Consider the following 25,694-nt stretch of genomic DNA (forward strand, 5'->3'; position numbering starts at 1 on the left):
GCTCAGGCCCCCTTGCTGATGGCAAAGCTCTTGGCATAGGCCTCGGCCTTGGCGGCGTCGAACTCGCGGCCCATGATGTTGAACTTGGGGTAGGCGCTGCCTTCGGGCACCTTCTGGTCCAGGGCCTTCATCTGCTTCTTGGCGTCGGTCAGCAGGAACACCTTCTCGGCGATCTGCTTGTAGTTGACCGCTCCCTTGATGTAGCCCCAGCGCTGCATCTGGGTCAGCATCCAGACGGCCATGCTCTGCCAGGGCATGGGGTCGAAGTCGGCCCGGTCAGGCACGTTGCGGATGTTGCCCAGGCCGTCAGCGAACTTGCCGGTCAGCACCTGCTGCAGCACCACCTCGGGCTGGTTCAGGTAGGCCTGCGGGGCGATCACCTTGGCGATCAGCTCGCGGTTCTTGGGGTCGCGGGCCATGGCCGCCGAGGTGAGCACGGCGCGGTACAGGGCGGCGAAGGTGTTCGGGTTCTTCTGGATGAACTCGGTGCTGGTGCCGAAGGCGCAGCAGGGGTGGCCGTTCCACAGCTCCTTGGTCAGCAGGTGGATGAAGCCGGCCTCTTCGTACACGGCGCGCTGGTTGAAGGGGTCGGGGCCCAGAAAGCCGTCGATGTTGCCGGCGCGCAGATTGGCCACCATCTCGGCCGGCGGCACCACGCGCAGCTGCACATCGGTGTCAGGGTTGAGGCCGGCCTCGGCCAGGTAGTAGCGCAGCAGGAAGTTGTGCATGCTGAACTCGAAGGGAATGGCGAACTTGAAGCCCTTCCAGTTCTTGGGGTCGCGGTTGTCCTTGTGCTTCAGGGCCAGGGTGATGGCCTGGCCATTGATGTTCTGGATGGTGGCCACGTTCATCGGCGTGGCGTTCGAGCCCAGGCCCAGCGACATGGCCAGGGGCATGGGGCTGAGGAAGTGGGTGGCGTCGTATTCCTTGTTGATGATCTTGTCGCGGATCAGCGCCCAGCCCGCGGTCTTGGTGACCTCCACATTCAGGCCCTGCTGTTTGTAGAAGCCCAGGGGGTGGGCCATGATCAGCGGGGTGGCGCAGGTGATCGGGATGAAGCCGATCTTCAGGTCTTTCTTCTCAAGGTTGGTGCCGCCCTTGCCGGCCTCCTGGGCCATGGCCTGCAGGCTGGCCACCGGCAGCACGCTGCTGATGGCCGCCATGGCCGTGCCCTTGCCCACCGCACGCAGAAAGCGCCGGCGCAGCGCGTCTTGCGGAAACAAGGCCTTGACCAGGGTGGCTTCGATGAACTCGTTGCTGTAGGCCTCGAACTCGCTGCTCAGGCTGCGCTGGCGCAGCGTGGCGGCTGCGGCCTCGGCGCTGAGCTCGGCCTGGTGGTCGGCCGCGCTGTGCTCGCGCCCGCAGCTGCACTTGAGCATCAGGGGGCGGTCGGCATCGTAGGGCGAAAAGAATTCGGACATGGCACACCTCGTTGATCAGGACGCCAGCCACCACGCAAAGCGCGGGCCAGCTTGGCGCCTGGAAGCGCCCAGTACAGCGTCAGGCCGCATTTCGTGCCCGGCATGTCGACACCGTGTAGGGGCAGCCCTACACAGGAGGTGATGCCGGCCCTGTTTTTCAGCTGCCCGAGGCGTTGCGCGCCAGCAAGGCCAGCTCGACATCGTTGCGTGCCCCGGTCTTTTCGAGGATGCGGGCCCGATAGGTGCTCACGGTATTGGGCGCGAGCTTGAGCTGTGCACCAATTTCGCTCACCGAGTGGCCGCTGGTGAGCAGGCGGAACACCTGGTGCTCGCGGTGCGACAGGGCGTCGATGGCCGCCATCACCGCCGCCGGCGTGCTGGGCGCCAAGGTGGTGCGCGACAGGGCGCCGGCCAGGGCCTCGGCCGTGGCCTCGCTGAGGTAGCGCCCGCCGGCGGCCACCTTGCGCACGGCCGCCACCATGTCGTCGGGGTCGGCACTCTTGTTGAGGTAGCCGGCCGCGCCCAGCTTGATGCAGCGCACGGCGTACTGCTTCTCGGGGTAGGTGCTGAGCATCAGCACCGGCAAGGCGGGCCACAGGCGGCGCAATTGCTGCAGCACCTCCAGCCCGTCCAGCCCGGGCATGGCGATGTCCAGCAGCACCAGATCGAGCCCGGCCGGGCCCTGCAGCGACTCGACCTGGGCCAGGGCCTCGGGCCCGCTGGCGGCCTCGGCCAGCACGGTGATCTCGGGCTGGCCATTGGCCGGGTCACCCAGCACCTGCTTGAGGCCCTGGCGCACGATCAGGTGGTCATCGGCCAGCAGCACGCGGATCGGCGCCGAGGCCGTCGGCACTTCACTCATGGGGCCTCCAGTGGGATCTGCAGGTGAAAGCACGAGCCCTCGCCCGGGGTGCTCTGGATCAGCAGCACGCCGCCCAGGTGGCGCGCCCGCTCGCGCATGCCCATGACCCCATAGGCGGTGGGCGCCTCCAGGGCCTGCGGGCTGGCGCCCACGCCGTTGTCCTGCACGCGCAGGTGCAGCTGGGCGTCGCGCAGCTCGATCAGCACGTCGATGGCGCTGGCCTGGGCGTGGCGGCCCACGTTGCTCAGCATCTCCTGGAAGATGCGGAACACCGCCATCGCGGCCGGCTCAGGCAGGCTCAGCGTTTCGGGCACGCTCATGCACCACTCCAGCGCCAGCTCGGCCGACTGGGCAAACTCATGGGCCTGCCACTCCAGGGCCGCCCACAGGCCCTGGTGGTCCAGGATGCTGGGGCGCAGGTCGGTGATGATGCGGCCCACGTTGTCGACCGCGTTCTCGATCAGGCGGCTCATGTTCTGGCACTTGCAGCGCATCTGGCCGCGCATGTCCTGCGCCGCCTCGGGCTCGCGGGCGGCCTGTTCGCCCAGGCGCTTGTGCAGCCAGTTGACGTCCATCTTCAGGGCCACCAGCAGGCTGCCGAGCTCGTCGTGCACCTCGCGGGCGATGCGGGTGCGCTCGTCCTCCCGCACGCGTTCGGAGTAGGCCGAGAGTTCACGCAGGCGGCCCAGGGCCTCGCTCAGCGCCAGGGTGCGCTCTTGCACGCGCTGCTCCAGCACATCGTTGCTGCGCTGCAGGGCGTCGTGGGCGCGCTGCAGCGCCTGGGCGGCCCGGCGCCGCTCGGTGATGTCGACAAAGGTGATGACGGCGCCACGTACCTCGGTCCCGTCGAGGATGGGCTGGCTGGAGTACTCCACCGGGAAGCTGCTGCCGTCGCGGCGCCAGAACACCTCGGAGTCGATGCGGCAGGGCAGGCCCTGGCGGAAGGCCTTGAAGATGGGGCAGTCGCTGTCGAGGTAGGGGCGGCCGTCGGGGTGGCTGTGGTGGGTCAGCGCGTGCATGTTGCGCCCCAGCAGCTCGGCCGGCTCGTAGCCGATCAGGCTGGCCCCGGGGCGGTTGATGAAGACGCAGTCGCCCTGCAGATCGATGCCGAACATGCCTTCGTCGGTCGAATCCAGCAGCAGGCTCAGGCGCTGCTGCCACAAGGCATCGGTACCGGGGGGGATGTTGAAGCGGGCGACCATGCCACAGCATCAAGCAACGCCTGTGCCAATCTGGTGCATGGCCGCCATCCGGCGGGCCCGATCAGAGCCCCAGTTCGCTCAGGCCGGGGTGATCGTCAGGCCGGCGGCCCAGCGGCCAGTGGAACAGGCGTTGATCCGCCCGGATCGGCAGGTCGTTGATGCTGGCAAAGCGCCGTTGCATCAGGCCCTGGGGGTTGAACTCCCAGTTCTCATTGCCATAGCTGCGATACCACTGGCCCGAATCGTCGCGCCACTCGTAGGCAAAGCGCACGGCCAGGCGCTCGCCGGTGAAGGCCCACAGCTCCTTGATCAGGCGGTAGTCCAGTTCGCGGGCCCATTTGCGCTCCAGGAACTGGCGGGCCTGTTCGCGCCCCACCGGGAACTCGGCGCGGTTGCGCCACACCGTGTCTTCGGTGTAGACCTGGGCCACACGGGCCGGGTCGCGGGAGTTCCAGGCGTCTTCGGCCAGGCGGACTTTCTGGGCCGCGGTCTCGGCCGTGAAGGGGGGCAGTGGGGGCTTGGTTTCCATGAAAGGGCTCCGTCGAATGAAAGGTTGAGCAGACAATCCTGCACGTAGACAGATCTGTCTACACCCACACTTTAATCGACGTAGACAGATCTGTCTACAATCACTGGCATGACTGATGCCGCCACCGCTTTTTCTCTCGACCCCAGCCTGCCGGCGCGCGAACGCATCCTGCTGGCCGCCCACGAGCTGTTCTACCGCGACGGTCTGCGGGCCACCGGGGTGGACCGGGTGATTGCGGCGGCCGGGGTCACCAAGGTCACGTTCTACCGGCACTTTCCGGCCAAGGACGAGCTGATCCGCGCCTTTCTGGCCTACCGCCACGAACGCTGGATGGACTGGTTCCAGGTCGCCCTGGCCCGGCACCAGGCCGCCCAGAGCCCAGCCGAACGCCAGCGCCAGCCCCTGCAGCCGCTGGCCGGCGCGCTGGGCGAGTGGCTGCGTGAGCCGGGTTTCCGGGGTTGCGCCTTCATCAATGCGGTGGCGGAACTGGGAGGGGGCCTGGGCGATGCCCTGGCGATTTCAGCGGCCCACAAGCAGGACATGGTGGGCGCCATCGAAACCCTGCTGCCGGGCCAGCCCGAGGCCCACGCCCTGGCCGAGGCGGCCGGGCTGGCGGTGGACGGGGCCATCGTGCGGGCCCAGACCGGTGGCGCCGCCGTGGAGCAGGCGCTGGCGGGGCTGGAGCGGGTGCTGGCGGCCCTCACCCCGGCCACCACACTCGCCTGAAGCGCAGGCCGGCCGCTCAGCGCTGCGGCATGTCCTTGGCGCCGTAACCCAGGCTGACGGTGGCGTCTTCGGGGATGGGGGGCATGGTGGCCTCCCAGGCCTCCCAGGCGGCGCGCAGCTCGGCCAGACGCTCGGGCTGCCGGCTGGCGTGGTTGGCGCGTTCGCGCTCGTCGGCCGGGATGTTGAACAGGTAGTCGTGCCCATCCACCCGCAGGTATTTCCAGTCGCCCAGGCGCGCGGCGCGTTGGCCGCGGTGGTTCATGCGCCAGAACATGGGGCGCTCGAACTCGCCCCCGTCGCCCTGCAGCACGGGCAGCAGGGAGACGCCATCGAGCGGGTAACTCGGGTGGGCCGCCACGCCGGCCGCGGCCAGCATGGTGGCCGACCAGTCCATGGTCAGGCAATGCTGCTCGCTGACGCGGCCCGGGGCGATGGCGGCGGGCCAGTGGGCGATCCAGGGCACGCGGATGCCGCCCTCGGTGAGGTCCATCTTGCCGCCCACCAAAGGCCAGTTGTCGGAGAAGCGCTCGCCGCCGTTGTCGCTGGTGAAGACCACCAGGGTGTTGTCTGCCAGCCCCTGCGCGCGCAGCGCGGCCATCACGCGGCCGATGCCTTCGTCCATGTGGTGGATCATGCGGCGGTAGGTGTGGATGTTGCCGCCATGCAGGTGGAACAGGTTGTCCTTGACCTCTTGCGCCAGGGCCTCGTCGTCGCGTGTCTCCCAGGGCCAGTGCGGCGCCGTGTAGTGCAGGCTCAGGAAGAAGGGCTGGCCGGTCTGGGCCGCCGGGGCCATGCGGTTCACCCAGTCCACCGCCCGGTCGGACAGCAGGTCGGTGAGGTAGCCCTCCTGCTGGTGTTCCTCCTCGCCAAACCACAGGTCGTGCGTGCCGCGCGAATCGCAGTGGGTGAAGTAGTCGACCCCGCCCGACATGGGCCCGAAGAACTCGTCATAGCCCGAGCGCAGCGGGCCGAACACCGGCGGGTAGCCCAGGTGCCACTTGCCGATCAGCGCGGTGTTGTAGCCGCTGGCCTTGAGCAGCGAGGGCAGCGTGGGGTGCTCGGTGGGCAGGCCCAGGGTGGTGCTGCCGCGGCTCTTGCTGTTGATGGGTTCTTCAGCGGCGCCGCGCAGGCGGTACTGGTAGCGCGCCGTGATCATGGCAAAGCGCGTGGGCGAGCACACCGGCGAGTTCGAGTAGCCCTGGGTGAAGCGCAGGCCTTGGGCCGCCAGGCCGTCGAGCACGGGCGAGACGGGCTCGCGGCCGCCGTAGCAGCCGAGGTCGGCATAGCCGAGGTCGTCGGCGACGATGAAGATGATGTTGGGGCGTTGGGACGGTGCAGACATGGAGGGGGTCATTCGGTTGGGGTGGATCAGGTGGCGCTCAATCGGCCGCCACGAAGCCAACCGACTTCATGATACGGCCCCAGCGGGCGCTGTCGTCGCGCATGGTCTGCAGCAAGGCCTCGGGGCCTTCGCCCACCGGATACATGCCGTTGGGCAGCAGTTGCTGGCGCACTTCGCGGCTGTTGACGGCCTTCAGCAGCTCTCGGCGCAGCAGCTCGAGCACGGGTTGGGGGGTGCGTGCCGGCGCGTAATAGGCAAACCAGGCCGAAGCAATCACATCGGGGTAGCCCAGTTCGACAAAGGTCGGTGCGCTGGGCAAGGCCGGTGAGCGGCGACTGCCGCTGGTGGCCAGCAGCTTGACACGCCCAGAGGGCAGCATCGACAGCGCACCGCCCACCGTGTCGAAATAGACCGGCACCGTGCCCCCCATGACGTCTTGCCGGGCCGGCGTCGAGCCTTTGTAGGGCACGTGCAGCATGCGCAAGCCCGCCGCCCGGTTCAGCATCTCGCCCAGGAAGTGCGAGGGTGTGCCCGACCCGTATGAGGCAAAGCTCAGCTGCTCACCCTGCGAGCCCTGGGTCTTGGCCCAGGCCACAAACTCGGCCACGGTGTTCGCCGGCACGGATTGGTGAACCACCATGGCCAGATCAAAGCTGGCGGCATTCACCAGCGGCGCGAAATCCTTGAAGGGGTCGTAGGCCAGCTTGGGGTAGGCATGGGGAAACATGGTCATGAGGCCTGCGGTGCCCAGCAGCAGGGTGTGGCCATCGGGCTCGGCGTTCTTCACGGTCTCGACCGCAATGCGCCCGGCCGCCCCGGCCTTGTTCTCCAGCACCCAGGGGCCCAGGGTGCCTCGCACCGCCTGGGCCAGCGCCCGTGTCAGCACGTCCTGGGTGCCGCCGGCCGGAATGCCGACCAACACCCGGGTGGGGCGAGACGCGAAGTCGCTGCCCTGAGCCCTCGCCGCAAAAGGCAAGGCCGGGAGCATCCCCAGCAGATGTCGGCGGCTGAGCGCCAGGTGGGGCGGGGTGGCTTGAGAATTCGGCATGGGCAGACTCGGCATCAGGGGTCACGGGGCCGCGGAGCGGGGTGCGTGTACTGTAGGAGGGCGCCCATCAGTTGTTGAAATCAATCCATGCCCCGGAAAACCCTGAGACTGCAGCGCCAGCCGGGCCAACCCGCCTTGGGCCACGCCCTGAAACACTCGACAAGTCTTTGATTTTGTGAGGTTTTCGGTATGTTTTCTGTTTTTCGCTTCGGCGACCGAAATAATCGCTGCTGATGCCTGCCACTCCCCCCACCCCCGCCCCCACCCGCCTGCGCCAGCCCCAGGCCATCGACGACATGCTGCTGTTTCGCCTGAGCCGCCTGCTGGCGGTGGGCGGCGCGGCCGTGGTTCGCCTGTGCGAGGGGCGCTACGGCATCACCCGGCGCGAGTGGGCGGTGTTGTCGCTGCTGTGGCAGCAACAGGGCCTGGGGCCGTCCGAACTGGCCGACCGGGTGCAGCTGGACCGGGCCCGCACCTCCAAGGCGCTGGGGCAGTTGCTGGCCAAGCAGCTGGTGCGGCGCGAGCCCCGCCCGGGCGACCACCGCCGCGCCCTGCTCTGGCTCACACCGGCCGGCGAAGCCCTGGTGAGCGAGTTGATGCCCCAGGTGCGCCAGCTCAATGAGCAACTGCTGCAAGTGCTCAGCACGGCCGAGGTCGATGCGCTGGATCAGTCGCTGGCCCGGCTTCAACAGCAGGCCCTGGCGTTGAACCAGGCCCAGGAGCCGGGCAGCCCCAAGGCCGATCGACGCCTGGGCCGCCGCCGCGTCTGACTTCGCAAAACGCGAACGGGGCTTGCGGCAACAGAAATGGACAGTGCCACCCGCGCAGGGGCACACTGCGCGCCATGACAAGCCCTTCTGAATTCCTCCCGGCCACCGGCCCGCTCGCCGGCCTCAAGGTGTTGGAGCTGGGCCAGTTGATCGCCGGCCCGTTCGCGGCCAAGACACTGGCCGACTTCGGCGCCGACGTGGTGAAGATCGAACCCCTGGGCAGTGGTGACCCGCTGCGCAAATGGCGCCTGCTCAAGGACGGCACCTCGGTCTGGTGGCAGGTGCAGTCGCGCAACAAGCGCTCGCTGGCCCTGGACCTGAAGGCCGCCGAGGCCCAGGCCATCGTGCGCCAGCTGGCCGCCGAGGCCGATGTGCTGATCGAGAACTTCCGCCCCGGCGCCATGGAGGGCTGGGGCCTGGGCCCTGACGAGCTGCTGGCCTTGAACCCGCGCCTGGTGATGCTGCGCATCAGCGGCTACGGCCAGACCGGCCCCTACCGCGACAAGCCCGGCTTCGGCGTGGTGGCCGAGGCCATGAGCGGGCTGCGCCACCTCACCGCCGAGCCCGGCCGCGTGCCGGTGCGGGTGGGGGTGTCGATCGGCGACACGCTGGCCTCGCTGCACGGCGTGATCGGCATCCTGATGGCCTTGCAGGAACGCCAGCGCAGCGGCCAGGGCCAGGTGATCGACGTGGCCCTGTACGAGGCGGTGTTCAACTGCATGGAAAGCCTGCTGCCCGAGTACAGCGCCTTTGGTGCGGTGCGCGGCCCGGCCGGCAGCGCCCTGCCCGGCATCGCCCCCAGCAATGCCTACCGCTGCGCCGACGGGGGTTACGCCCTGATCGCGGGCAATGGCGACAGCATCTTCAAGCGCCTGATGCACGAGATGGGGCGTGACGACCTGGGCCAGGACCCGGCCCTGGGCGACAACGCCGGGCGCGTGGCCCGGGTGGCCGAGATCGATGCCGCCATCGGGGCCTGGACAGAGAAGCTGACGGTGGACGAGGTGCTGGCCGCGCTCGACCGGGCCTCGGTGCCGGCAGGCCGCATCTACACCGTGGCCGACATCGCCGCCGACCCGCATTACCAGGCGCGCGGCATGATCGAGCAGGTGCAGCTGGACGATGGCAGCACGCTGGCCGTGCCCGGCATCATCCCCAAGCTGTCGCGCACCCCGGGCGGGCACCGCCGCAATGCGCCGCTGGGCATCGGGCAGGACACCGACGCCGTGCTGCGCGACATCGGCCTGAGCGCCGAGCAGATCCAGGCCCTGAAAGACCGGGGCATCGTCGCCGGAGAACCCACATGACACGCCCCATGACACGCATCCACTTCAACGAGGTCGCCACGCGCGACGGCTTCCAGATCGAGCCCGAGTTCATCCCCACCGACACCAAGGTGGCCCTGGTGGACGCCCTGAGCGAGTGCGGCTACGCCAAGATCGAGGTGACCTCGTTCACCTCGCCCAAGGCGATCCCCATGCTGCGCGACGCCGAGGAGGTGATGGGCCGCATCCGCCGCGCACCAGGCGTGGAGTACACCGTGCTGGTGCCCAACCTGCGCGGGGCCGAGCGCGCGCTGGAATCGCGGGCGGACGAGCTGAACCTGGTGATGTCCACCTCCGAGACGCACAACCTGGCCAACCTGCGCATGCCCCGCGAGCACAGCTTTGCCGCATTGGCCGAGGTGGTGCGGCGTGTGGACGGCCGCACGCCGATCAATGTGTCGCTGTCGACCTGCTTCGGCTGCCCCATGGAGGGCGAGGTGCCGCTGAGCGAGGTGCTGCGCTTTGCCGACCGCTTTGCCGACCTGGGCGTGCGGGGTCTGACGATCTGCGACACCACCGGCATGGCCCACCCGGCCCAGGTGCAGGCGGTGTGCGAGGCCCTGCAGGCACGCTTTGCCCACCTGCAACTGACCCTGCACTTCCACAACACCCGCGGCATGGGGCTGGCCAATGTGCTGGCCGCCGTGCAAAGCGGCATCACCCGGTTTGACGGCTCGCTGGGCGGCCTGGGGGGCTGCCCCTACGCCCCCGGCGCCAGCGGCAACATCAGCAGCGAGGACGCCATCCACATGCTGGACGCCATGGGCTACGACACCGGCATCGACCTGCCGCGTCTGCTGGCCGTGGCGCGCCAGATGCCCGCCATCGTGGGCCACGAGGTGCCCGGCCAGGTGGCCAAGGCCGGCCGCATTTCCGACCTGCACCCCGCCCCGATATGAGTGGCCCCCACGCTCCCTCACTTCGTGTGGTCGCTGCCCCCCGAGGGGGCCCCTGCCGCCTTGGGGCGGCCCGGCGGCGGCAGGCGCGCCATCTTGACTGAAACCAGAGACTGAAGAGGACATCATGATCGACCACCTGGACCACCTGGTGCTGACCACCCACGACGAGGCCGCCTGCGTCGACTTCTACACCCGTGTGATGGGCATGCAGCTCGAGAGCTTCATCGGCGGCACGCCGCCGGTGGAACGCAAGGCCTTCAAGTTCGGCCAGCAGAAGATCAACCTGCATGTGCGGGGCCGCGAGTTCGAGCCCAAGGCCCACCTGCCGGTGCCCGGGGCGCTGGACCTGTGCTTCATCGCCACCGTGCCGCTGGCCCAGGTGATCGAACGCCTGCAGGCCGCCGCCTGGCCCATCGTCGAAGGCCCGGTGATGCGCACCGGCGCCACCCAGAAGATCCGTTCGGTCTATGTGCGCGACCCGGATCTGAACCTGATCGAGATTTCAGAGCTGGCCTGACGGGGCCAGTGCAGCGACACAGAACAAAAACGGAGACAAGACCATGCAAAGACGCCATGTCCTGGGGCGGATCGCCTCACTCACTTCACTGTCGGCCCTCTCGGGCCTGGGCACAGAGGCCTGGGCACAGAGCCGCTTCCCGCAGCGCCCCATCACCCTGGTGGTGCCCACCGCCCCCGGCGGCACCACCGACTTCACGGCACGGCTGATCACCGAGCCCCTGAGCCGAGCCTTCGGCCAGCCGGTGATTGTCGACAACAAGCCCGGGGCCTCGGGCAACATCGGCAACCAGATCGTGGCGCGGGCCCGGCCCGACGGCTACACCCTGCTGGTGTCGTACAGCGGCTACCACGTGGGCAACCCGCACCTGTTCAAGCAGGCGGGCTGGGACCCGATCAAGGACTTCACACCCGTGGCCATGATGACGCGCGCCCCGCAGGTGATCGCCATCAACCCCAAGCTGCCGGTGAACAACCTCAAAGAGCTGATCGCCTATGCCAAGGCCAACCCGGGCAAGCTGAACTTTGCCTCGTCGGGCAATGGCTCGATCCAGCACATCGCCGGCGAGTTGTTCAAGCAGTTGACCGGCACCTTCATCACCCACATCCCCTACCGGGGCTCGGGCCCGGCGGTGCAGGACCTGATGGCCGGCCAGGTGGACCTCTTCATCACCACCCCGGCCGGCGTGGTGAGCCAGATCCAGGGCGGCCGCCTGAAGGGCGTGGGGGTGACCAGCAAGAAGCGTCTGAGCTCGCTGCCCGAGGTGCCGACCACCACCGAGGCGGGTCTGCCCGGCTATGAGCTGGATTCGTGGTTTGCGCTCTACGCCCCGGCCGGCACGCCGGCGGAGGTGGTGCAGACCCTCAACAGCGAAGTGAACCGCATCCTGGCCAGCGGCGATGCCCGCAAGAAGGCCGAGGAGTCGGGCACGGATGTCGAGCAGATGAGCCCGAAGCAACTGGCGGACTTCACGCGCTCAGAGCTGGAGCGCTGGGGGCGGATCATCCAGACCGCCCACATCACGCTCGAATGAACCTCGCAGGCACCCTGCCCTGCATGGCTTAAAGTCCAGGCCAGTGGCCCATCCCGGGCCGCCCCAGCCGGAGCAGTTCCATGCGTTTCGAGATCCGCGAGGACGACCTCAGCGGCCCTGAGATCCAGGCCTTGCTGCGCGAGCACCTGGCCGGCATGCAGGCCGACACCCCGCCCGAGAGCGTGCACGCGCTGCCGCTGGAGGCATTGCGCCAACCCGGCATCACGCTGTGGTCGGCCTGGCGCGGAGACCGGCTGTGCGGCTGTGGCGCACTCAAGACGCTGGACCCCCTGCATGGCGAACTCAAGTCCATGCGCACCCACGGCGCGTTCCTGCGCCAGGGCGTGGGTCAGGCCGTGCTCGACCACATCGTGGCGCAGGCCCGCGCACGCGGCCTGCTGCGCCTGAGCCTGGAGACCGGCACCGCCCCTTCGTTCGCGGCGGCCCATGCGCTGTACCGGCGCAATGGCTTTCTGCCCTGCGAGCCCTTTGCAGACTACCGACCCGACCCGCACAGCCTGTTCATGAGCCGGCAGCTGTGAGGCGCCGCCCCCCAGGCTCTGACAGACCGCCTCAGGCGATGCTGATCGTCATGTTGGCGCTGTAGCCCGTGCTGAGGTCGCCGCTCAGCGTCAGCATCTCGGTGCTGGTGCCATCGCTGAACACGTTGTCGGCCGAAAAGCTGGTGACCGAGGTGTTCTGCCCCTTGGTGTAGAGCGCGCTGTTGTAGACCGCGGTGGTGATGGTCTGCGGAAAGGCCAGCTGGGTGGTGGCCGTGGCCGAGACCGCCAGGTTGTCGTTGAGGTACACCTGGACATGGATGTGGGTGATGCGGCCCGCATACCAGCCAGGGTAGATGGTGGTGAACGTGACCTGGCCGTTGCTGTCGGTCACCTGGATGCCGCGCAGGTAGGTCAGACCGCTCTGGCCGGCGTTGTTGCTGGTGCTATAGCCTGAGTACAGGCCATCCTTGTCGCAATGCCAGATGTAGATGCCTGCACCGCTGATGGGGGCGCAGCTGCTGCCGGTGCTCAGCACCGTGAGGGTGAGCGTCAGCGGGATGCCGGTCTTGCTTTCGCGGATGTCGCTGCGCACGATGGCCGAATTGGTCAGGATGGCGTAGAGCGGGTACGGACCATCGGTCTCGGTCGCAGTCAGCGTGCAACTGCCGGCAGCCGACCGGGTGACCGTCAAGGTGTAGGTCTGGGTGCTGACGCCATCGGCCGCCGTGACCACCACGCTGACCGTGTTGCTGCCCACCGCCAGTGCGATGCTGCCCGAGGCGGCGCCACTGCTGACCGTGCTGCCATTGATCTTGAGGGTGCCCGAGCCGGCCAGCGTGGCGCTGACCGTGAGGCTGCTCACACTGTTGGCCACCGTGGCCGTGTAGCTGGTGGTGGTGGCCGCAAAGGCCGGCGAAAGGCTGCCCACAGACAGGGTGAGTGCGCTGAGCGTGGCGTCCGACGACAAGGTGGCGGCCGCCCGTGTGACCACCACCGTGTAGGTCTTGGTGCTGCTGCCATCGCTGGCGGTGACCACCACCGTCACGGTGTTGGTGCCCACACTGAGACTGATCGCGGCCGAGGCGCTGCCGCTGGCCACCGTGCTGCCATTGACCTGGATGGTGGCGCCGCTGTCGGTGGCCGTGGGGCTGACAGTGAGGCTGCCGACCGCATTGCCGACGCTGGCGGCATAGACGGTGGTGCCACTGGCAAACGACGGCGACAGGCTGCCAGCGGACAGGCTCAGGCCGGCCAGCGTGGCCACCGAGGAGGTGGTGGCCGTCGTGCTGCTGCTGCCGCCACCACAGGCGCTCAGGGCCAGGGCGCCGAGTGAGCCCACCACGGCGAAGGCATGGCGGCGGCCCAAGGGCTTGGAACGGGACGGATGTTGGGACATGAGCACCTCTGCATAGGACAACAGGGGCATTCTGTCCGGGCACATGCCACCGGACTACCGCAGAAAGGTCACCACTTTGTGAAGCAACCCGAGGGGCTGGACAGCGCTCAGCTCAGCGACTGGATCAGGTCGATGTAGAGCTGCTTGGCCTCATCCTGGGTCTTGCCCTTGAGCTTTTCCCAGGCGTCCCACTTGAAGCGGCCCACCTGGTCGGTGAAGCCGGGCTTCTTCTCGGTGTTGTCACCCTGGGTGGCCTGTTTGTACAGAGCGTAGATCTTCAGCAGGGTGGGGTTGTCGGGGCGCTCGCTGAGGTTCTTGGAGTTGGCCACGGCGGCTTCGAACAGGGCGTTCAGATCGGACATGTCTCGGATTTCCTGGTTGGGGTTGTCGTCATGGGGCGGGTCTGGCGGGCCGGCAGACCCACCGGTCGGCCCGGCAGACATTCATCTTAAGCGGCGCGCGCCCCCATCCCCGGCTCGGCCGGGCCATCCGCGTCCACAGTGTCGCCAACTGTTCAATCTGCGCCCGCCACGCGGCCCGCGGCAAAGTCGCCGATCAGGCGCAGGCCCAGGTACAACCTGGGCTGGATGGAGTCGAGCAGCACGTACTCGGCCTTGTCGGAGTGCGCGCCAAAGCCTTGCAGGCCCAGGCGTTCGAGCACCGGGGCGCGGGTTTCGAGGGCGGCAAAGGCGGCATCGGTGCCGCCGCCTTCCGGGCGGTCGTCGATCTGCAGCGTGTGACCGATCTCGCGGTAGATCTGCTGGGCGTGGGCCCCCACGCGGCGCGCGGCATCACTGGGCTCCAGGGGCGGGCGGCGGTTCTCCAGCGTCACGCTGACCTCCGAGCCGGGCAGCAGGTGGCGCTGGATGCGCGACTGCAACTGGCTGTCCAGGGCCTGCAGGTCGCTCACGCGCAGCAGGCGCACATCGGCCTGGGCGCTGGCTTCGGGCGGGATCATGTTGCGCACCACACCGGCCTTGGCGAGGGTCCAGTTGACCTTCAGGCCGCGCTCGGGCACCGACAGATCCCGCAATTGCAGCAGCTGGTGCGACAACTCGTACAGCGCGTTGATGCCGGCCTCGGGGGCGCCGCCGGCGTGCGAGGCCCGACCCACCACCTTGAGCGAGGCCATGGCGATACCGCTGGTGGCCAGCGACAGCTTGTCGCCCCCGACGCGGGTGGCCTCGTAGGACAGCACCAGATCGTGCTCGCGCCCCAGTCGGGCCAGGGTCTTGCGCGAGGCGGGCGAGCTGATCTCTTCATCGCCGTTGATGAGCACCGTCAACTGGCCGTAGCTCTGGACCCCCAGGCGCTTGAGCAGGGCCACGGTGTGCAGCACGGTGGCCACGCCCTGCTTGTCGTCGGCAATGCCCAGGCCATAGGCGCGGTTGCCTTCCACGCGGTAGGGTTGCTGGGCCAGCATGCCCCGGGGGTAGACGGTGTCCATGTGGGCGATCAGCAGGATGCGGCGCTGCCCGCTGCCCTTGAACACCGCGTGCACCATGCGACCGGGCCGGGGCGGCGTGTCTTCCATGCGGTACAGGTCGGTCGGTGCCGCCTCGATGAAGTTCACCTCGCCCCCCAACTCGCGCAGGCGGGCGGCAATGAGCTCGGAGATCTGGTCCAGGCCTTCGCGGTCGCTGCTGCCGCTTTCGATGTTGACCAGGGCGCGCAAGGTCTCCAGCAGGGCCGGCTGCTCCTGCCCAGCCGCCGCCCACAGCGGGGCCTGGGCGGCCGGCGGGGCCACGGTATCGGCCCGCGCCGCTGGGCTCAGCCAACTGGCGGCCAGCAGGCTCAAGCCCAGCAGGGCCGCCCGGCGGGTGGCGCTGCGGCTGCAAGGGTTCATCAGGTTCATAGCGTTTCGAGGCAGTGGGAGTGAGAAAGGCCGGCCCTCGGCTCAGGCCAGGCCGTCGACCGCCTGGAACAGGGCCTGCCTCGCCTGGCTGATGATCTGGCCTTTCCAGGCATCGGTGTCGGTGTAGAAGGCCGCCAGCACCTGCTGGCGGATGGCCTCGGCCAGCGCGGGCGGCGCCTCGGGGTGCCCGTTCAACCAGTGTTCGGCCCGCAGGGCGTGCAGCACCTGCAGCACCGGCTGGGTGCCGTACTCCAGGGCGATGCCGGTGACCTCGGCCTGCGGGCATTCCTGGTAGGCACTCTCCCACATCAGGCCGGTGAGCAAGGGCGAGGTGGAGGAGCCGTCGTAGATCGAGGTGACCGGCGTGGCGCCGCCACCGCCCCACCAGGCCCGAGCCCGGGCCACGGCCGCCGGTTCATGGCGGCCGGCAAAGATGCGCTCGCCCAGGCCACTGGGCCCCAGGCCGGTGTGCAGGTCGATCCAGCCCAGGCGGCGGGCCTGACGGCCATGCTGGCGCAGCACGGCGCGCAGGGTGAGGTTGCTCCAGGTGGGGGTCTGGCCGCCGAAGAACAGGCCCTGGGGGAACTCATGCTGGCCACGCGCCACCGCGGCCTGGAAGGCGGCCTCGCCGCGCCGGGCCAGGAAGTCGGCGATGGCGGCCTGGTTGGCCGCATCGGGCGGCCACACCTCGGGCAGCAGCAGCGGGGCCAGTTCGCGGTAGGCCTCGTTGAGCGGCAGGGGCTGGCTGAAATCGTGGAAGTTGCGGTTCAGGTCGACGTTCTCGTGCGTGACCCGGCGCAAGTGCGAAAACCCGTAGGGGTTGAGCGCGTGCACATACAGCACGGCCACCCCGGCGGCCTGGGCGCGCTCGCGCCATTCGGCGTCATGCAGGGCGAACACCTGCACACCCGAGCCGCAAAAGCCCTCCAGCCCATGGCAGCCGCTGCTGACGATCAGCAGGGCCTGGGCATCGGGCGGGCCGTCGCGCACCACGTCCATGGCCAGGGCCTCGCCGTCGCGCCCCGGCAAGGGGTGGGGGTGCGACTCGATGGGCAGGCCGGCCTGGGCCGCCCCCTCCAGAAACAGCCGACGCGCCTCGGCGTAGCGGCTGGCAAAGGCCTGGGGCACGGGCAGCATGGTCAGGCCTTGTCAGGCTGCTGGGCGAACCACTTCTGCACCAGGCGCACCCACAGCGAGCCCCCCAGCGGGATCAGGTCGTCATTGAAGTCGTAGCTGGGGTTGTGCAGCATGCACGGGCCGCCGCCATGGCCCATCTCGCGGTGGGTGCCGTCGCCGTTGGCGATGAAGAAGTAGGCACCCGGCTTGGCCTGCAGCATGTAGGCGAAGTCTTCCGCGCCCATGGTGGGTTCCTGCGGCAGCACCTTGTCGGCGCCGACCAGGTCGACCATCACGCTGCGGGCGAACTCGGCCTCGGCAGGGTGGTTGACAGTGGGCGGGTAGTTGCGCACGAACTCGAAGCTGCACTCGGCCCCGAAGGCGGCCGCCACGCCGTGCGAGATCTCGGACATGCGGCGCTCGATGAGGTCGAGCACCTCGGTGGTGAAGGTGCGCACCGTGCCCTGCAGCTCGCAGCTGTCGGGGATGACGTTGGTGGCCTCGCCCGCATGGATCATGGTGACCGAGATGACGCCGGCGTCGACCGGCTTCTTGTTGCGGGTGACGATGGTCTGGAAGCCCTGCACCATCTGGCAGGCGATCAGCACCGGGTCGATGCCGGTGTGCGGCAGGGCCGCGTGGCCGCCCTTGCCGCGCACGGTGATCTTGAACTCGCTGGTCGAGGCCATCACCGGGCCGGGGCTGACGGCCATGGTGCCCACCGGCATGCCGGGCCAGTTGTGCATGCCGAACACGGCCTGCATGGGGAACTGCTCGAACAGGCCGTCGTTGACCATCTCGCGGGCGCCGCCACCGCCCTCTTCGGCAGGCTGGAAGATCAGGTACACCGTGCCATCGAAATCACGGTGGCGGGCCAGGTGCTGGGCCGCGGCCAGCAGCATGGCCACGTGGCCGTCGTGGCCGCAGGCGTGCATCTTGCCGGGATGCCGGCTGGCATGGGCGAAGGTGTTGAACTCCTGCATGGGCAGCGCGTCCATGTCGGCACGCAGGCCGATGGCGCGCGGGCTGTCGCCCCCCTTGACGATGCCGACCACACCGGTCTTGCCCAGACCGCGGTGCACCGGAATGCCCCACTCGGTGAGCTTGGCCGCGATCAGGTCGGCGGTACGCAGTTCTTCAAAACACAACTCGGGGTGAGCATGGATGTCGCGGCGCACCGCCGCGATGCCGGCCGCCTGGGCCACGATGGAGTCAAGGATTTGCATGGTGATGTAGTGGGCGCTTAATGGATCAGTCTAGCAATGGGCAGGGCTTTGCCGCAAGTTCTGCGCCATCCGCGCACATCATCCACAATGCCAACCATGATTTCCGAACGAGCCCTTGCACTGGCGCAGACCCTGGTCCGGATGGACACGGTGAGCCGAAACTCCAACCTCGAGTTGATCCACTTCGTGCGCGACGAATTGCAGCGCCTGGGCGTGGCCAGCCGCCTGACCTGGAACGCCGACAAGACCAAGGCCAACCTGTTTGCCACGCTGGGCGAGGGCAAGCCCGCGGGGGTGATCCTGTCGGGTCACACCGACACCGTGCCCTGGGACGGCCAGGCCTGGAGCCTGGACCCGCTGTCGGCCACGGTGCGCGACGGCCGCCTGTACGGGCGGGGCTCGGCCGACATGAAGGCCTTCATCGGCATCGCACTGGCCCAGGCCCAGCACTTTCTGGACAGCCCGGCCCCCTTCGCCATCCACCTGGCGCTGAGCTTTGACGAAGAAGTGGGCTGCCTGGGCGTGAAGGAGCTGATTGCCGACCTGCGCGACGCCCACATCCAGCCCCTGGCCTGCATCGTGGGCGAGCCCACGCTGATGGTGCCGGCCATTGCCCACAAGGGGGTGTACCGCTACCGCTGCTGCGTGCGCGGCAAAGAGGCGCACTCGTCGCTGACCCCGCGCTCCGTCAACGCCATCGAGATGGCGGCCCGGCTGGTCGGCACGCTGCGCGACATGGCCGAGGGCTTCGAGCGCGACGAGCCCCGCTACACCGGCTTTGACGTGCCCTACACCACCGCCAGCGTGGGCCAGTTCCATGGCGGCATTGCCGACAACGTGGTGCCGCGCGACGCCGAGTTCCGCTATGAGTTCCGCAACCTGCCCACCGTGGACGCGCTGGCGCTGCAGTCGCAGGTGGTGGCCGCCGCCCGCGCCCTGGAGCCCGGCATGCAACAGGTGAGCCCCGAGGCGGGCTTCAGCTTCGAGCCCATCTGCGAGGTGCCGGCCTTCCTGGGCTCGGCCGACGATGCCGTGACCCGGCTGGCGCAGCGCCTGGCCGGGGAATCGGGCACCACCCTGGTGGCCTTCGGCACCGAAGCGGGGCTGTTCAAGCAGGCCGGCATCCCCACCGTGGTGTGCGGGCCCGGCAGCATCGAGCAGGCGCACCAGCCCGATGAGTACGTGACCCTGGAACAACTGGGGCGCTGCGAACAGTTTCTGCAGGGCCTGGGCGGGGTGCGCGAAATCGCCTGAGCTCAGGTGCGGATCGTGCCGTCGCCCACCAAGGTGGAGAGCTCGACAAAGTCGGAGGCCGCATGGCGGGTCGGCCCCAATTCAATCGGAAAGCCTGCGATCTCACGCCGCCCGAGCGACTCCAGCCCCTCGACCAGGCCCTCGCGGCTCAGGCGCCCCGTGCGCTGGGCCGCCTGCAGCCCGGCCACCAGCACCGAAGCGGCCAGATAGCCTTCGATGGCGGAATAGGTGATCGCCACACGCCCGCCCGCCTTGCGGGCCGCCGCCCTGAACTGGGTGGCCAGCGGGTGGCCATCGACGTAGGGTGAGGGCATGACCTGAGAGATCATCACGCCGGCCCCCTCGCGCCCCAGGGTGTCGATCATGTCCTGCGTGCCCACAAAGGACACCGCCGCAAACAGGCCGGCAAAGCCGGCCTTGCGCACGGCCCTGATGAAGGCCGCCGCCGCCTGGTAGGTGCATACCAGCACGATGGCCTCGGGCCGCAGCGGCGCCAGAGTCCGCACCGCGGCACTGACGTCAAGAGAATTGCGTTCGATGCTGGCCTGCCCCAGCAGGCCCAGGCCCTGGGCCGCCAGGGCCCGTGTCAACGCATCCAGCCCGGCGTCACCATAGGAGTCACCCTGGCGCAACAGGGCCACCCGGCGCACCCCTCTGGCGCGCAGCGTGGACACGACCAGAGACAACTCTTCTCGGTACGAGGCCCGGAGGATGAAAACCTGCTGGTGCAAAGGTTCACGCACGGCCTGCGCCCCGGTTCGGGGGGCTATGAAGGGCACCCGCGCCTGCAGTGCCAGGGGCATGGCAGCCAGGCTGGTGGGCGTGCCCACATAGCCGAACAGGGCAAAAACATCATCGCGGATGAAGCGGCGTGTGTTGTCGGCGCAACGGTCTGCCTCATAACCATCGTCCTGGATGCGCAATTCGATGGCGCGCCGGCCGATGCCACCTGCTGCGTTGACCTGGTCGAACACCAGTTGGGCCCCTTGCACGTAGTTGCGCCCCAGGTGGGCAGTGGGGCCGGTCAAGGGAACCGACTGGCCCAAGACCAGCGGGCCGTCACCCGGGCTTTTGCCTGGGCTGCTGCCAGGGCCACGCGCCCAGGCCGGACTCCCCAGCGTCGCCGCACAGGCCAGTTGGACCAGCCGACGCCGGGTCGGCTGCTGCGGGGGTTCACCAGAAGGAAACGACGAGGGTGCAAGCATGGGCTTTCGACGTTAACGCTTGTCACGCTGTATGACAATGCGTTCAAACACAGCCGGCCCCAATGGCCCCCACGACCACGACCGCTCCATGAACCAGCCCAACGATGACACCCAGGTGCTTGGCGCCTGCCCCCACGACTGCCCCGACACCTGCTCGCTGCTGACCACCGTGAAAGACGGCGTGGCCACCCGCGTGCAAGGCAACCCGGCCCACCCGCTGACCGGCGGCGTGCTGTGCGCCAAGGTGTCGAAATACCCCGAGCGCACCTACCACCCGGATCGCCTGCTGCACCCGATGAAGCGCGTCGGGCCCAAGGGCTCGGGCCAGTTCGTGCGCGTGGGCTGGGACGAGGCGCTGAACGACATTGCGCAGCGCCTGTCGGCCATCGCCGCCCGCAACCCCGAGGCTGTGCTGCCCTACAGCTACGCCGGCACCATGGGGCTCGTGCAGGGCGACGGCATGGCGGCGCGCTTCTTCCACCGCCTGGGCGCCAGCCGGCTGGACCAGACCATCTGCTCTTCGGCGGGCACGGCCGGGCTGGTGCACACCCTGGGTGGCAAGGTGGGCATGAAGGTGCAGTTCTTTGCCGAGGCCCGGCTCATCGTGATCTGGGGCAGCAACTCGATCGGCAGCAACCTGCACTTCTGGCGCATTGCGCAAGAGGCCAAGCGCCAGGGCGCCCGCCTGGTGTGCATCGACCCGCGCCGCAGCGAAACCGCCGAGAAGTGCCATGAGCACATCGCCCTGCGCCCCGGCACCGATGCGGCGCTGGCGCTGGCGCTGATGCAGCAATTGATCGTGCACGACTGGCTGGACCACGACTACATCGAGCACCACACCCTGGGCTGGGCCGAGCTGCGCGAGCGCGCCCTGCAGTGGCCACCCGAACGCGCGGCCGAGGTGTGCGGCGTGCCGGTGGAGCAGATCACGCGCCTGGCGCACGACTACGCCCACAGCCGCCCCGCGGCCATCCGCCTCAACTACGGGGTGCAGCGCGTGCGCGGTGGCGCCAATGCGGTGCGCGCCATCGCCTGCCTGCCGGCCCTCACAGGGGCCTGGCGGCAACGCGGTGGGGGCATTCTGCTGTCGAGCTCGGGGCAGTTCCCGGTGCAGCGCCAGACCCTGCAGCGGCCGGACCTGCTGGGCGAGCGCCGGCCGCGGCTGATCAACATGTCGACCATCGGCGACGCGCTCAACCAGCCGGCCTCGGCCGCATTCGGGCCGGCCCTGGAGGCCGTGGTGGTCTACAACAGCAACCCGGTGGCCGTGGCCCCGGACTCGGCGCGGGTGGCGGCCGGCTTTGCCCGCGAAGACCTGTTCACGGTGGTGCTGGAGCATTTCCAGACCGACACCGCCGACTATGCCGACTACCTGCTGCCCGCGACCACGCAACTGGAGCACTGGGACATCCATCTGGCCTATGGCCACACCGACGTGCTGCTGAACCGCCCGGCCATCGCCCCGCTGGGCGAAGCCCTGCCCAACAGCGAGATCTTCCGCCGCCTGGCACAGCGCATGGGCTACAGCGACCCTTGCTTTGCCGAAGAGGACGAAACCCTGTGCCGCCAGGCTTTCGGCGACCGGATCGACTACGACCAATTGCTGAGCCAGGGCTTTGCCAGCCTGCCGCTGGCCGACGCCCCCTTTGCCGAAGGGGGGTTTCCGACGCCGTCGGGGCGCTGCGAATTCCTCAGCCCCGCCCTGGTGGCGCAAGGGCTGGACGGGCTGCCCGACCACCTGCCCAACCACGAACTGCCCGACCCCGCCGGGCCCTGGCCGCTGGCGATGATCTCGCCGCCGGCGCGCAACTTCCTGAACTCGACCTTCGTCAACGTGACCAGCCTGCGCAACATCGAGACCGAGCCGGTGCTGGAGATCCACCCCGACGACGCCGGCCCGCGCCAGATCCACAGCGGTGACGTGGTGCGCGTGTTCAACGCGCGCGGCAATTACCACTGCAAGGCCGAGGTCAGCGAAAGGGCCCGCCCCGGCGTGGTCAACGGCCTGGGCATCTGGTGGCGCAAGTTCGGGCTGAACGGCACCAATGTGAACGAACTCACCAGCCAGGCCCTGACCGACCTGGGCCGGGGCCCGACCTTCTACGACTGCGCCGTGCAGGTCAGCCGGCTGGGCTGAAGAGGGGACGGAAGGAGGGGCCTGCTGCGCGGGCCGAGCGCCCGCCATGGCGACGGCAGGGTTGATTGAATTTTTTAATGAGATTCATTCTCATTTGCGTGCATAATCCACCCATCAGCCAGTCTGCGGGGCCGCCCACCCGGCCTGCAGACCCAGCCAGCCCCTTTTCATCGACTTGCCGCCATGACCCAGTTCACCGCCCTGTCCACTCCGTTTCAGACCGCACCGGCCCCGTCGCGTGGCCCCTCGGCCTCGGCCGGCACAGTGCCCCGGGTGGTGCCCAGCCAGGAGCTGCTGGCCGGCCAGAAGACGGTCGAGATCCTGCACAACGGTCTGCTGTACCGCCTGCAGGCCACCCGCCTGGGCAAGCTGATCCTGACCAAATAAAGTTTCATCGTGGGGCGACCCTTGCACGGCCACGGCCGTGTCTCCAAGGTCGTTTTGGCCAGCCATCGGGAGCCGCCCAGCGGCCCACCCGACCAGCCAAGCCTTTTTTACCCCGCGACCCGCTCCCCGAGCTCGCCCGACGCCGAGCGCGCAAACAGCTCGGCCAGGGCCTCCACCAGGGCCGTGACGCGCGGCGGCACAAAGCGGTTGCTGGGCAGCACCGCGTACAGCGGCGCCGCCGCCCCCAGCCAGCCAGGCAGCACGCGCTGCAAACGCCCATCCGCCAGGGCCCCCGCCAGTTGCAGGGCCGACTGGTAGACCACCCCCTGCCCTTGCAAAGCCCAGTCCAATGCCACCGAGGCATCGTTGCAGCGCAGCGCGCCGCGCACCGGCACGGTGACGGCCTGCCCTGCCCCATCGACGGGGCTGAACGCCCAGTCGCACAACAGACGCCCCCGCACTTCATAGGTCAGGCATTCGTGCTGCGCCAGGTCCTGCGGCTGCTGCGGCCAACCGCGGCGCCGCAGGTAGGCCGGGCTGGCGCAGGCGATGCGGTGCGAGGGGGCCAGCAAGCGGGCCGCCAGCCCCGAGTCGGGCAAGGGCCCGTAGCGCACAGCCACATCGATCGCCTCGCGCACCAGGTCGACATGGGTGTCGGTGACGCGCAGGTCGATCTCCAGCCCCGGGTGTTGCGCGGCAAAACCGGGCAGCCAGTCCAGCAGCAGGCCGCGGGCCAGCGCCGATGAGGTGGTGAGGCGCAGGCTGCCCGTGAGCGCCGCAGACCCGCCCCGCACCAGGGCCTGGCCTTCGGCCACCAACTCCAGGGCGCGGCGTGCGTGATCGATCATCACCCGCCCCTCCTGGGTGGCTTGCACGCTGCGCGTGCTGCGCTCGAACAGGCGCACGCCCAGGCTGGTCTCGAGTCGTTTGATGGCGGCGCTGACGGCGGCTGTGCTGAGGCCGCAGCGGCGGCCCGCCGGCGTGAAGCCACCGGTCTCGGCGGCGGCCACCAGCACCTTGAGATCGGCCAGATTGTCAAATTTCATGAAACAGTCATTTCGCCGCCAACGGCAAATTCCCTGATCATAAATTGAGCAACGCCCCCTAAACTGGCCCGACCCGGCCCCTGGAGGCCGGGATTACCCCCCCCGCAAGACATCAACGAGGAGAAGCCGGATGAATTTCCCCCGACGCCTGCCCCGCCTGCGCACCACGGTGCTCACGGGCTGCCTGTTCCTGAGTTTCCACTGGGTCGCGCACGCCGCCTCGGTGGCCCCCGTGGCCGCCGAGAACGGCATGGTGGTGGCCGCCCAGCATCTGGCCACGAAAGTGGGGGTGGATGTGCTGAAACGCGGCGGCAATGCCGTGGATGCGGCCGTGGCCGTGGGCTACGCGCTGGCCGTGGTGTACCCGGCCGCCGGCAACCTGGGCGGCGGCGGCTTCATGACGCTGCAGTTGGCCGACGGGCGCAAGACCTTCCTCGACTTCCGCGAGAAGGCCCCTCTGGCCGCCACGCCGAACATGTACCTCGACAAGGACGGCAACGTCATCAAGGGTCTGAGCACCCACGGCCACCTGGCGGTCGGTGTGCCCGGCAGCGTGTCGGGCCTGGAGTGGGCGCGCGAGAAGTACGGCACGCTCAAGCGCCAGGAGCTGCTGGCCCCGTCGATCGCGCTGGCCGATCAGGGCTTTGTGCTGGACCAGGGCGACATCGACATGCTCCACACCGCCACCGGCGACTTCCGCAAAGACCCGGCCTCGGCGGCCATCTTCCTCAAGGGGGGCGAGCCCTACCAGGTGGGCGACCGGCTGGTGCAGAAAGACCTGGCCCGCACCCTGAAGGCGATCAGCGACAAGGGGCCTGAAGGCTTTTACAAAGGCCCGGTGGCCCAGGCCCTGACCCAGGCCAGCCAGGCCGGGGGCGGCCTGATCACCCAGGCCGACCTGGACCAGTACAAGACCCGCGAAATGCCCCCGGTCGAATGCGACTACCGCGGCTACCACGTGGTGTCGGCACCGCCACCAAGCTCAGGCGGGGTGATCATCTGCGAGATCCTGAACATCCTCGAGGGCTACCCGCTGAAGGACCTGGGCTTTCGCTCGGCCCAATCGGTGCACTACCAGATCGAAGCCATGCGCCACGCCTATGTGGACCGCAACAGCTACCTGGGCGACCCCGACTTTGTGAAGAACCCCATCGCCCGCCTGACCGACAAGGCCTATGCGGCGCAGATCCGCGCGGTGATCGACCCCAGCAAGGCCGGGGTGTCCAAGGACATCAAGCCGGGCGTGGCGCCGCACGAAGGCAGCAACACCACCCACTACTCGATTGCCGACCGCTGGGGCAATGCGGTGTCGGTCACCTACACCTTGAACGACTGGTTCGGTGCCAAGGTGACGGTGCCGGGCACGGGCGTGCTGCTGAACAACGAGATGGATGACTTCACGGTGAAGATCGGCGTGCCCAACATCTACGGTCTGGTGCAGGGCGAGGCCAATGCCATCGCCCCGGGCAAGCGCCCGCTGTCGTCGATGAGCCCGACCATCGTCAGCAAGGACAACCAGCCCGTGATGGTGGTGGGCACGCCCGGCGGCAGCCGCATCATCACCGCGGTGCTGCACACCCTGCTGAACGTGATCGACTACGGCATGAACGTGCAGGAGGCCGTGGATGCCCCGCGCTTCCACCAGCAATGGCTGCCCGATGTGACCAACATGGAGAACTTTGCCATCTCGCCCGACACCCGCAAGCTGCTGGAGGCCGCAGGCCACAAGCTGGGCGCACCGCAGCCCGCCAACCACCTGGCCGCAGTGCTGATCGGCGCGCCCTCGCTGGGCGGCAAGCCGGTGGGCAAGAACCGCTTTTATGGCGCCAACGACCCGCGCCGCAACAGCGGCCTGGCCATGGGCTATTGAGCTGTTGATTGGGGTTCTTCGAACC

Annotated in this window: 24 protein-coding genes; 11 read left to right on the top strand and 13 right to left on the bottom strand. The window is 68.7% G+C overall.

Annotated features, from left to right (window positions below; genetic code table 11):
- Positions 1-2 precede the first annotated feature (2 nt).
- From L880_RS0115240 to L880_RS0115255, 4 genes are all read right to left on the bottom strand, one after another.
- A complete protein-coding gene (locus L880_RS0115240) occupies positions 3-1,421 on the bottom strand; it encodes a CmpA/NrtA family ABC transporter substrate-binding protein (protein WP_027476419.1) in 1,419 nt (472 codons plus the stop codon).
- Between the two features lie 157 nt (positions 1,422-1,578).
- Positions 1,579-2,283 carry a response regulator gene (locus tag L880_RS0115245; RefSeq protein WP_027476420.1) on the bottom strand — a complete coding sequence of 235 codons (705 nt, stop codon included), beginning with the start codon at positions 2,281-2,283 and terminating at the stop codon, positions 1,579-1,581.
- A complete protein-coding gene (locus L880_RS0115250) occupies positions 2,280-3,485 on the bottom strand; it encodes a sensor histidine kinase (protein ID WP_027476421.1) in 1,206 nt (401 codons plus the stop codon). Before L880_RS0115250 ends, L880_RS0115245 begins: the two co-directional genes overlap by 4 nt.
- Before the next feature lie 61 nt (positions 3,486-3,546).
- Positions 3,547-4,014: a nuclear transport factor 2 family protein gene (locus tag L880_RS0115255; protein WP_019576311.1), complete on the bottom strand. Its 468-nt coding sequence runs from the start codon at positions 4,012-4,014 to the stop codon at positions 3,547-3,549.
- A gap of 108 nt (positions 4,015-4,122) precedes the next feature.
- Between L880_RS0115255 and L880_RS0115260 the strand changes: the two genes are divergently transcribed.
- Positions 4,123-4,740 carry a TetR/AcrR family transcriptional regulator gene (locus L880_RS0115260; protein ID WP_027476422.1) on the top strand — a complete coding sequence of 206 codons (618 nt, stop codon included), beginning with the start codon at positions 4,123-4,125 and terminating at the stop codon, positions 4,738-4,740.
- A 16-nt stretch (positions 4,741-4,756) separates the two neighbouring features.
- On the opposite strand, the gene L880_RS0115265 is transcribed toward L880_RS0115260, so the two are convergent.
- Together L880_RS0115265 and L880_RS0115270 are read right to left on the bottom strand one after the other, a co-directional pair.
- Positions 4,757-6,082 (bottom strand): sulfatase family protein, encoded by a 1,326-nt coding sequence (locus L880_RS0115265; RefSeq protein WP_425389192.1) that lies wholly within the window; start codon positions 6,080-6,082, stop codon positions 4,757-4,759.
- A 37-nt stretch (positions 6,083-6,119) separates the two neighbouring features.
- Entirely contained in the window at positions 6,120-7,130 is a 1,011-nt protein-coding gene (locus L880_RS0115270) for a Bug family tripartite tricarboxylate transporter substrate binding protein (protein ID WP_043329586.1), read from the bottom strand.
- A 233-nt stretch (positions 7,131-7,363) separates the two neighbouring features.
- On the opposite strand from L880_RS0115270, the gene L880_RS0115275 reads away from it, so the two are divergent.
- The 6 genes from L880_RS0115275 (at position 7,364) to L880_RS0115300 (ending at position 12,216) form a co-directional block, all read left to right on the top strand.
- Positions 7,364-7,900, top strand: coding sequence for a MarR family winged helix-turn-helix transcriptional regulator (locus L880_RS0115275; protein WP_027476425.1), 537 nt, complete (start codon positions 7,364-7,366; stop codon positions 7,898-7,900).
- A gap of 74 nt (positions 7,901-7,974) precedes the next feature.
- A complete protein-coding gene (locus L880_RS0115280) occupies positions 7,975-9,207 on the top strand; it encodes a CaiB/BaiF CoA transferase family protein (protein WP_027476426.1) in 1,233 nt (410 codons plus the stop codon).
- 8 nt (positions 9,208-9,215) lie between these two features.
- A complete protein-coding gene (locus L880_RS0115285) occupies positions 9,216-10,124 on the top strand; it encodes a hydroxymethylglutaryl-CoA lyase (RefSeq protein ID WP_027476427.1) in 909 nt (302 codons plus the stop codon).
- Between the two features lie 124 nt (positions 10,125-10,248).
- A complete protein-coding gene (locus tag L880_RS0115290) occupies positions 10,249-10,641 on the top strand; it encodes a VOC family protein (RefSeq protein ID WP_019576318.1) in 393 nt (130 codons plus the stop codon).
- Between the two features lie 43 nt (positions 10,642-10,684).
- The gene (locus L880_RS0115295; protein WP_027476428.1) at positions 10,685-11,674 is read left to right on the top strand and encodes a Bug family tripartite tricarboxylate transporter substrate binding protein; all 990 of its coding nucleotides are present in this window, start codon (positions 10,685-10,687) and stop codon (positions 11,672-11,674) included.
- An 80-nt stretch (positions 11,675-11,754) separates the two neighbouring features.
- The gene (locus tag L880_RS0115300; protein ID WP_027476429.1) at positions 11,755-12,216 is read left to right on the top strand and encodes a GNAT family N-acetyltransferase; all 462 of its coding nucleotides are present in this window, start codon (positions 11,755-11,757) and stop codon (positions 12,214-12,216) included.
- Between the two features lie 31 nt (positions 12,217-12,247).
- On the opposite strand, the gene L880_RS35005 is transcribed toward L880_RS0115300, so the two are convergent.
- The 5 genes from L880_RS35005 to L880_RS0115325 form a co-directional block, all read right to left on the bottom strand.
- Entirely contained in the window at positions 12,248-13,573 is a 1,326-nt protein-coding gene (locus L880_RS35005) for a cadherin-like beta sandwich domain-containing protein (protein ID WP_169737765.1), read from the bottom strand.
- Between the two features lie 107 nt (positions 13,574-13,680).
- Positions 13,681-13,935 carry an acyl-CoA-binding protein gene (locus L880_RS0115310; protein ID WP_027476431.1) on the bottom strand — a complete coding sequence of 85 codons (255 nt, stop codon included), beginning with the start codon at positions 13,933-13,935 and terminating at the stop codon, positions 13,681-13,683.
- Positions 13,936-14,087: 152 nt separating this feature from the next.
- Positions 14,088-15,428 (bottom strand): glutamate carboxypeptidase, encoded by a 1,341-nt coding sequence (locus L880_RS0115315; protein WP_043329589.1) that lies wholly within the window; start codon positions 15,426-15,428, stop codon positions 14,088-14,090.
- A gap of 42 nt (positions 15,429-15,470) precedes the next feature.
- Positions 15,471-16,565, bottom strand: coding sequence for a M14 family metallopeptidase (locus L880_RS0115320; RefSeq protein ID WP_027476433.1), 1,095 nt, complete (start codon positions 16,563-16,565; stop codon positions 15,471-15,473).
- Positions 16,566-16,567: 2 nt separating this feature from the next.
- Positions 16,568-17,770, bottom strand: a complete 1,203-nt coding sequence (locus L880_RS0115325) for a M20 aminoacylase family protein (RefSeq protein ID WP_027476434.1) — start codon at positions 17,768-17,770, stop codon at positions 16,568-16,570.
- A 96-nt stretch (positions 17,771-17,866) separates the two neighbouring features.
- On the opposite strand from L880_RS0115325, the gene argE reads away from it, so the two are divergent.
- Positions 17,867-19,024 carry an acetylornithine deacetylase gene (gene argE / locus L880_RS0115330; RefSeq protein ID WP_027476435.1) on the top strand — a complete coding sequence of 386 codons (1,158 nt, stop codon included), beginning with the start codon at positions 17,867-17,869 and terminating at the stop codon, positions 19,022-19,024.
- 2 nt (positions 19,025-19,026) lie between these two features.
- On the opposite strand, the gene L880_RS0115335 is transcribed toward argE, so the two are convergent.
- Entirely contained in the window at positions 19,027-20,229 is a 1,203-nt protein-coding gene (locus L880_RS0115335; RefSeq protein WP_245615176.1) for an ABC transporter substrate-binding protein, read from the bottom strand.
- Between the two features lie 88 nt (positions 20,230-20,317).
- On the opposite strand from L880_RS0115335, the gene L880_RS0115340 reads away from it, so the two are divergent.
- Both L880_RS0115340 and hemP read left to right on the top strand, forming a co-directional pair.
- Positions 20,318-22,366 carry a molybdopterin-containing oxidoreductase family protein gene (locus tag L880_RS0115340; protein WP_027476437.1) on the top strand — a complete coding sequence of 683 codons (2,049 nt, stop codon included), beginning with the start codon at positions 20,318-20,320 and terminating at the stop codon, positions 22,364-22,366.
- A gap of 183 nt (positions 22,367-22,549) precedes the next feature.
- Complete coding sequence (hemP, locus tag L880_RS0115345) at positions 22,550-22,753, top strand: hemin uptake protein HemP (protein WP_027476438.1); 204 nt, start codon at positions 22,550-22,552, stop codon at positions 22,751-22,753.
- Positions 22,754-22,860: 107 nt separating this feature from the next.
- Here the strand turns inward: hemP and L880_RS0115350 are convergent, their stop codons facing one another.
- A complete protein-coding gene (locus L880_RS0115350) occupies positions 22,861-23,799 on the bottom strand; it encodes a LysR family transcriptional regulator (RefSeq protein ID WP_027476439.1) in 939 nt (312 codons plus the stop codon).
- A 130-nt stretch (positions 23,800-23,929) separates the two neighbouring features.
- Between L880_RS0115350 and ggt the strand changes: the two genes are divergently transcribed.
- Complete coding sequence (gene ggt / locus L880_RS0115355) at positions 23,930-25,669, top strand: gamma-glutamyltransferase (protein WP_027476440.1); 1,740 nt, start codon at positions 23,930-23,932, stop codon at positions 25,667-25,669.
- Positions 25,670-25,694 lie beyond the last annotated feature (25 nt).

The sequence above is a fragment of the Curvibacter gracilis ATCC BAA-807 genome, from assembly GCF_000518645.1.
GTDB classification, from domain to species: Bacteria; Pseudomonadota; Gammaproteobacteria; order Burkholderiales; family Burkholderiaceae_C; genus Curvibacter; species Curvibacter gracilis.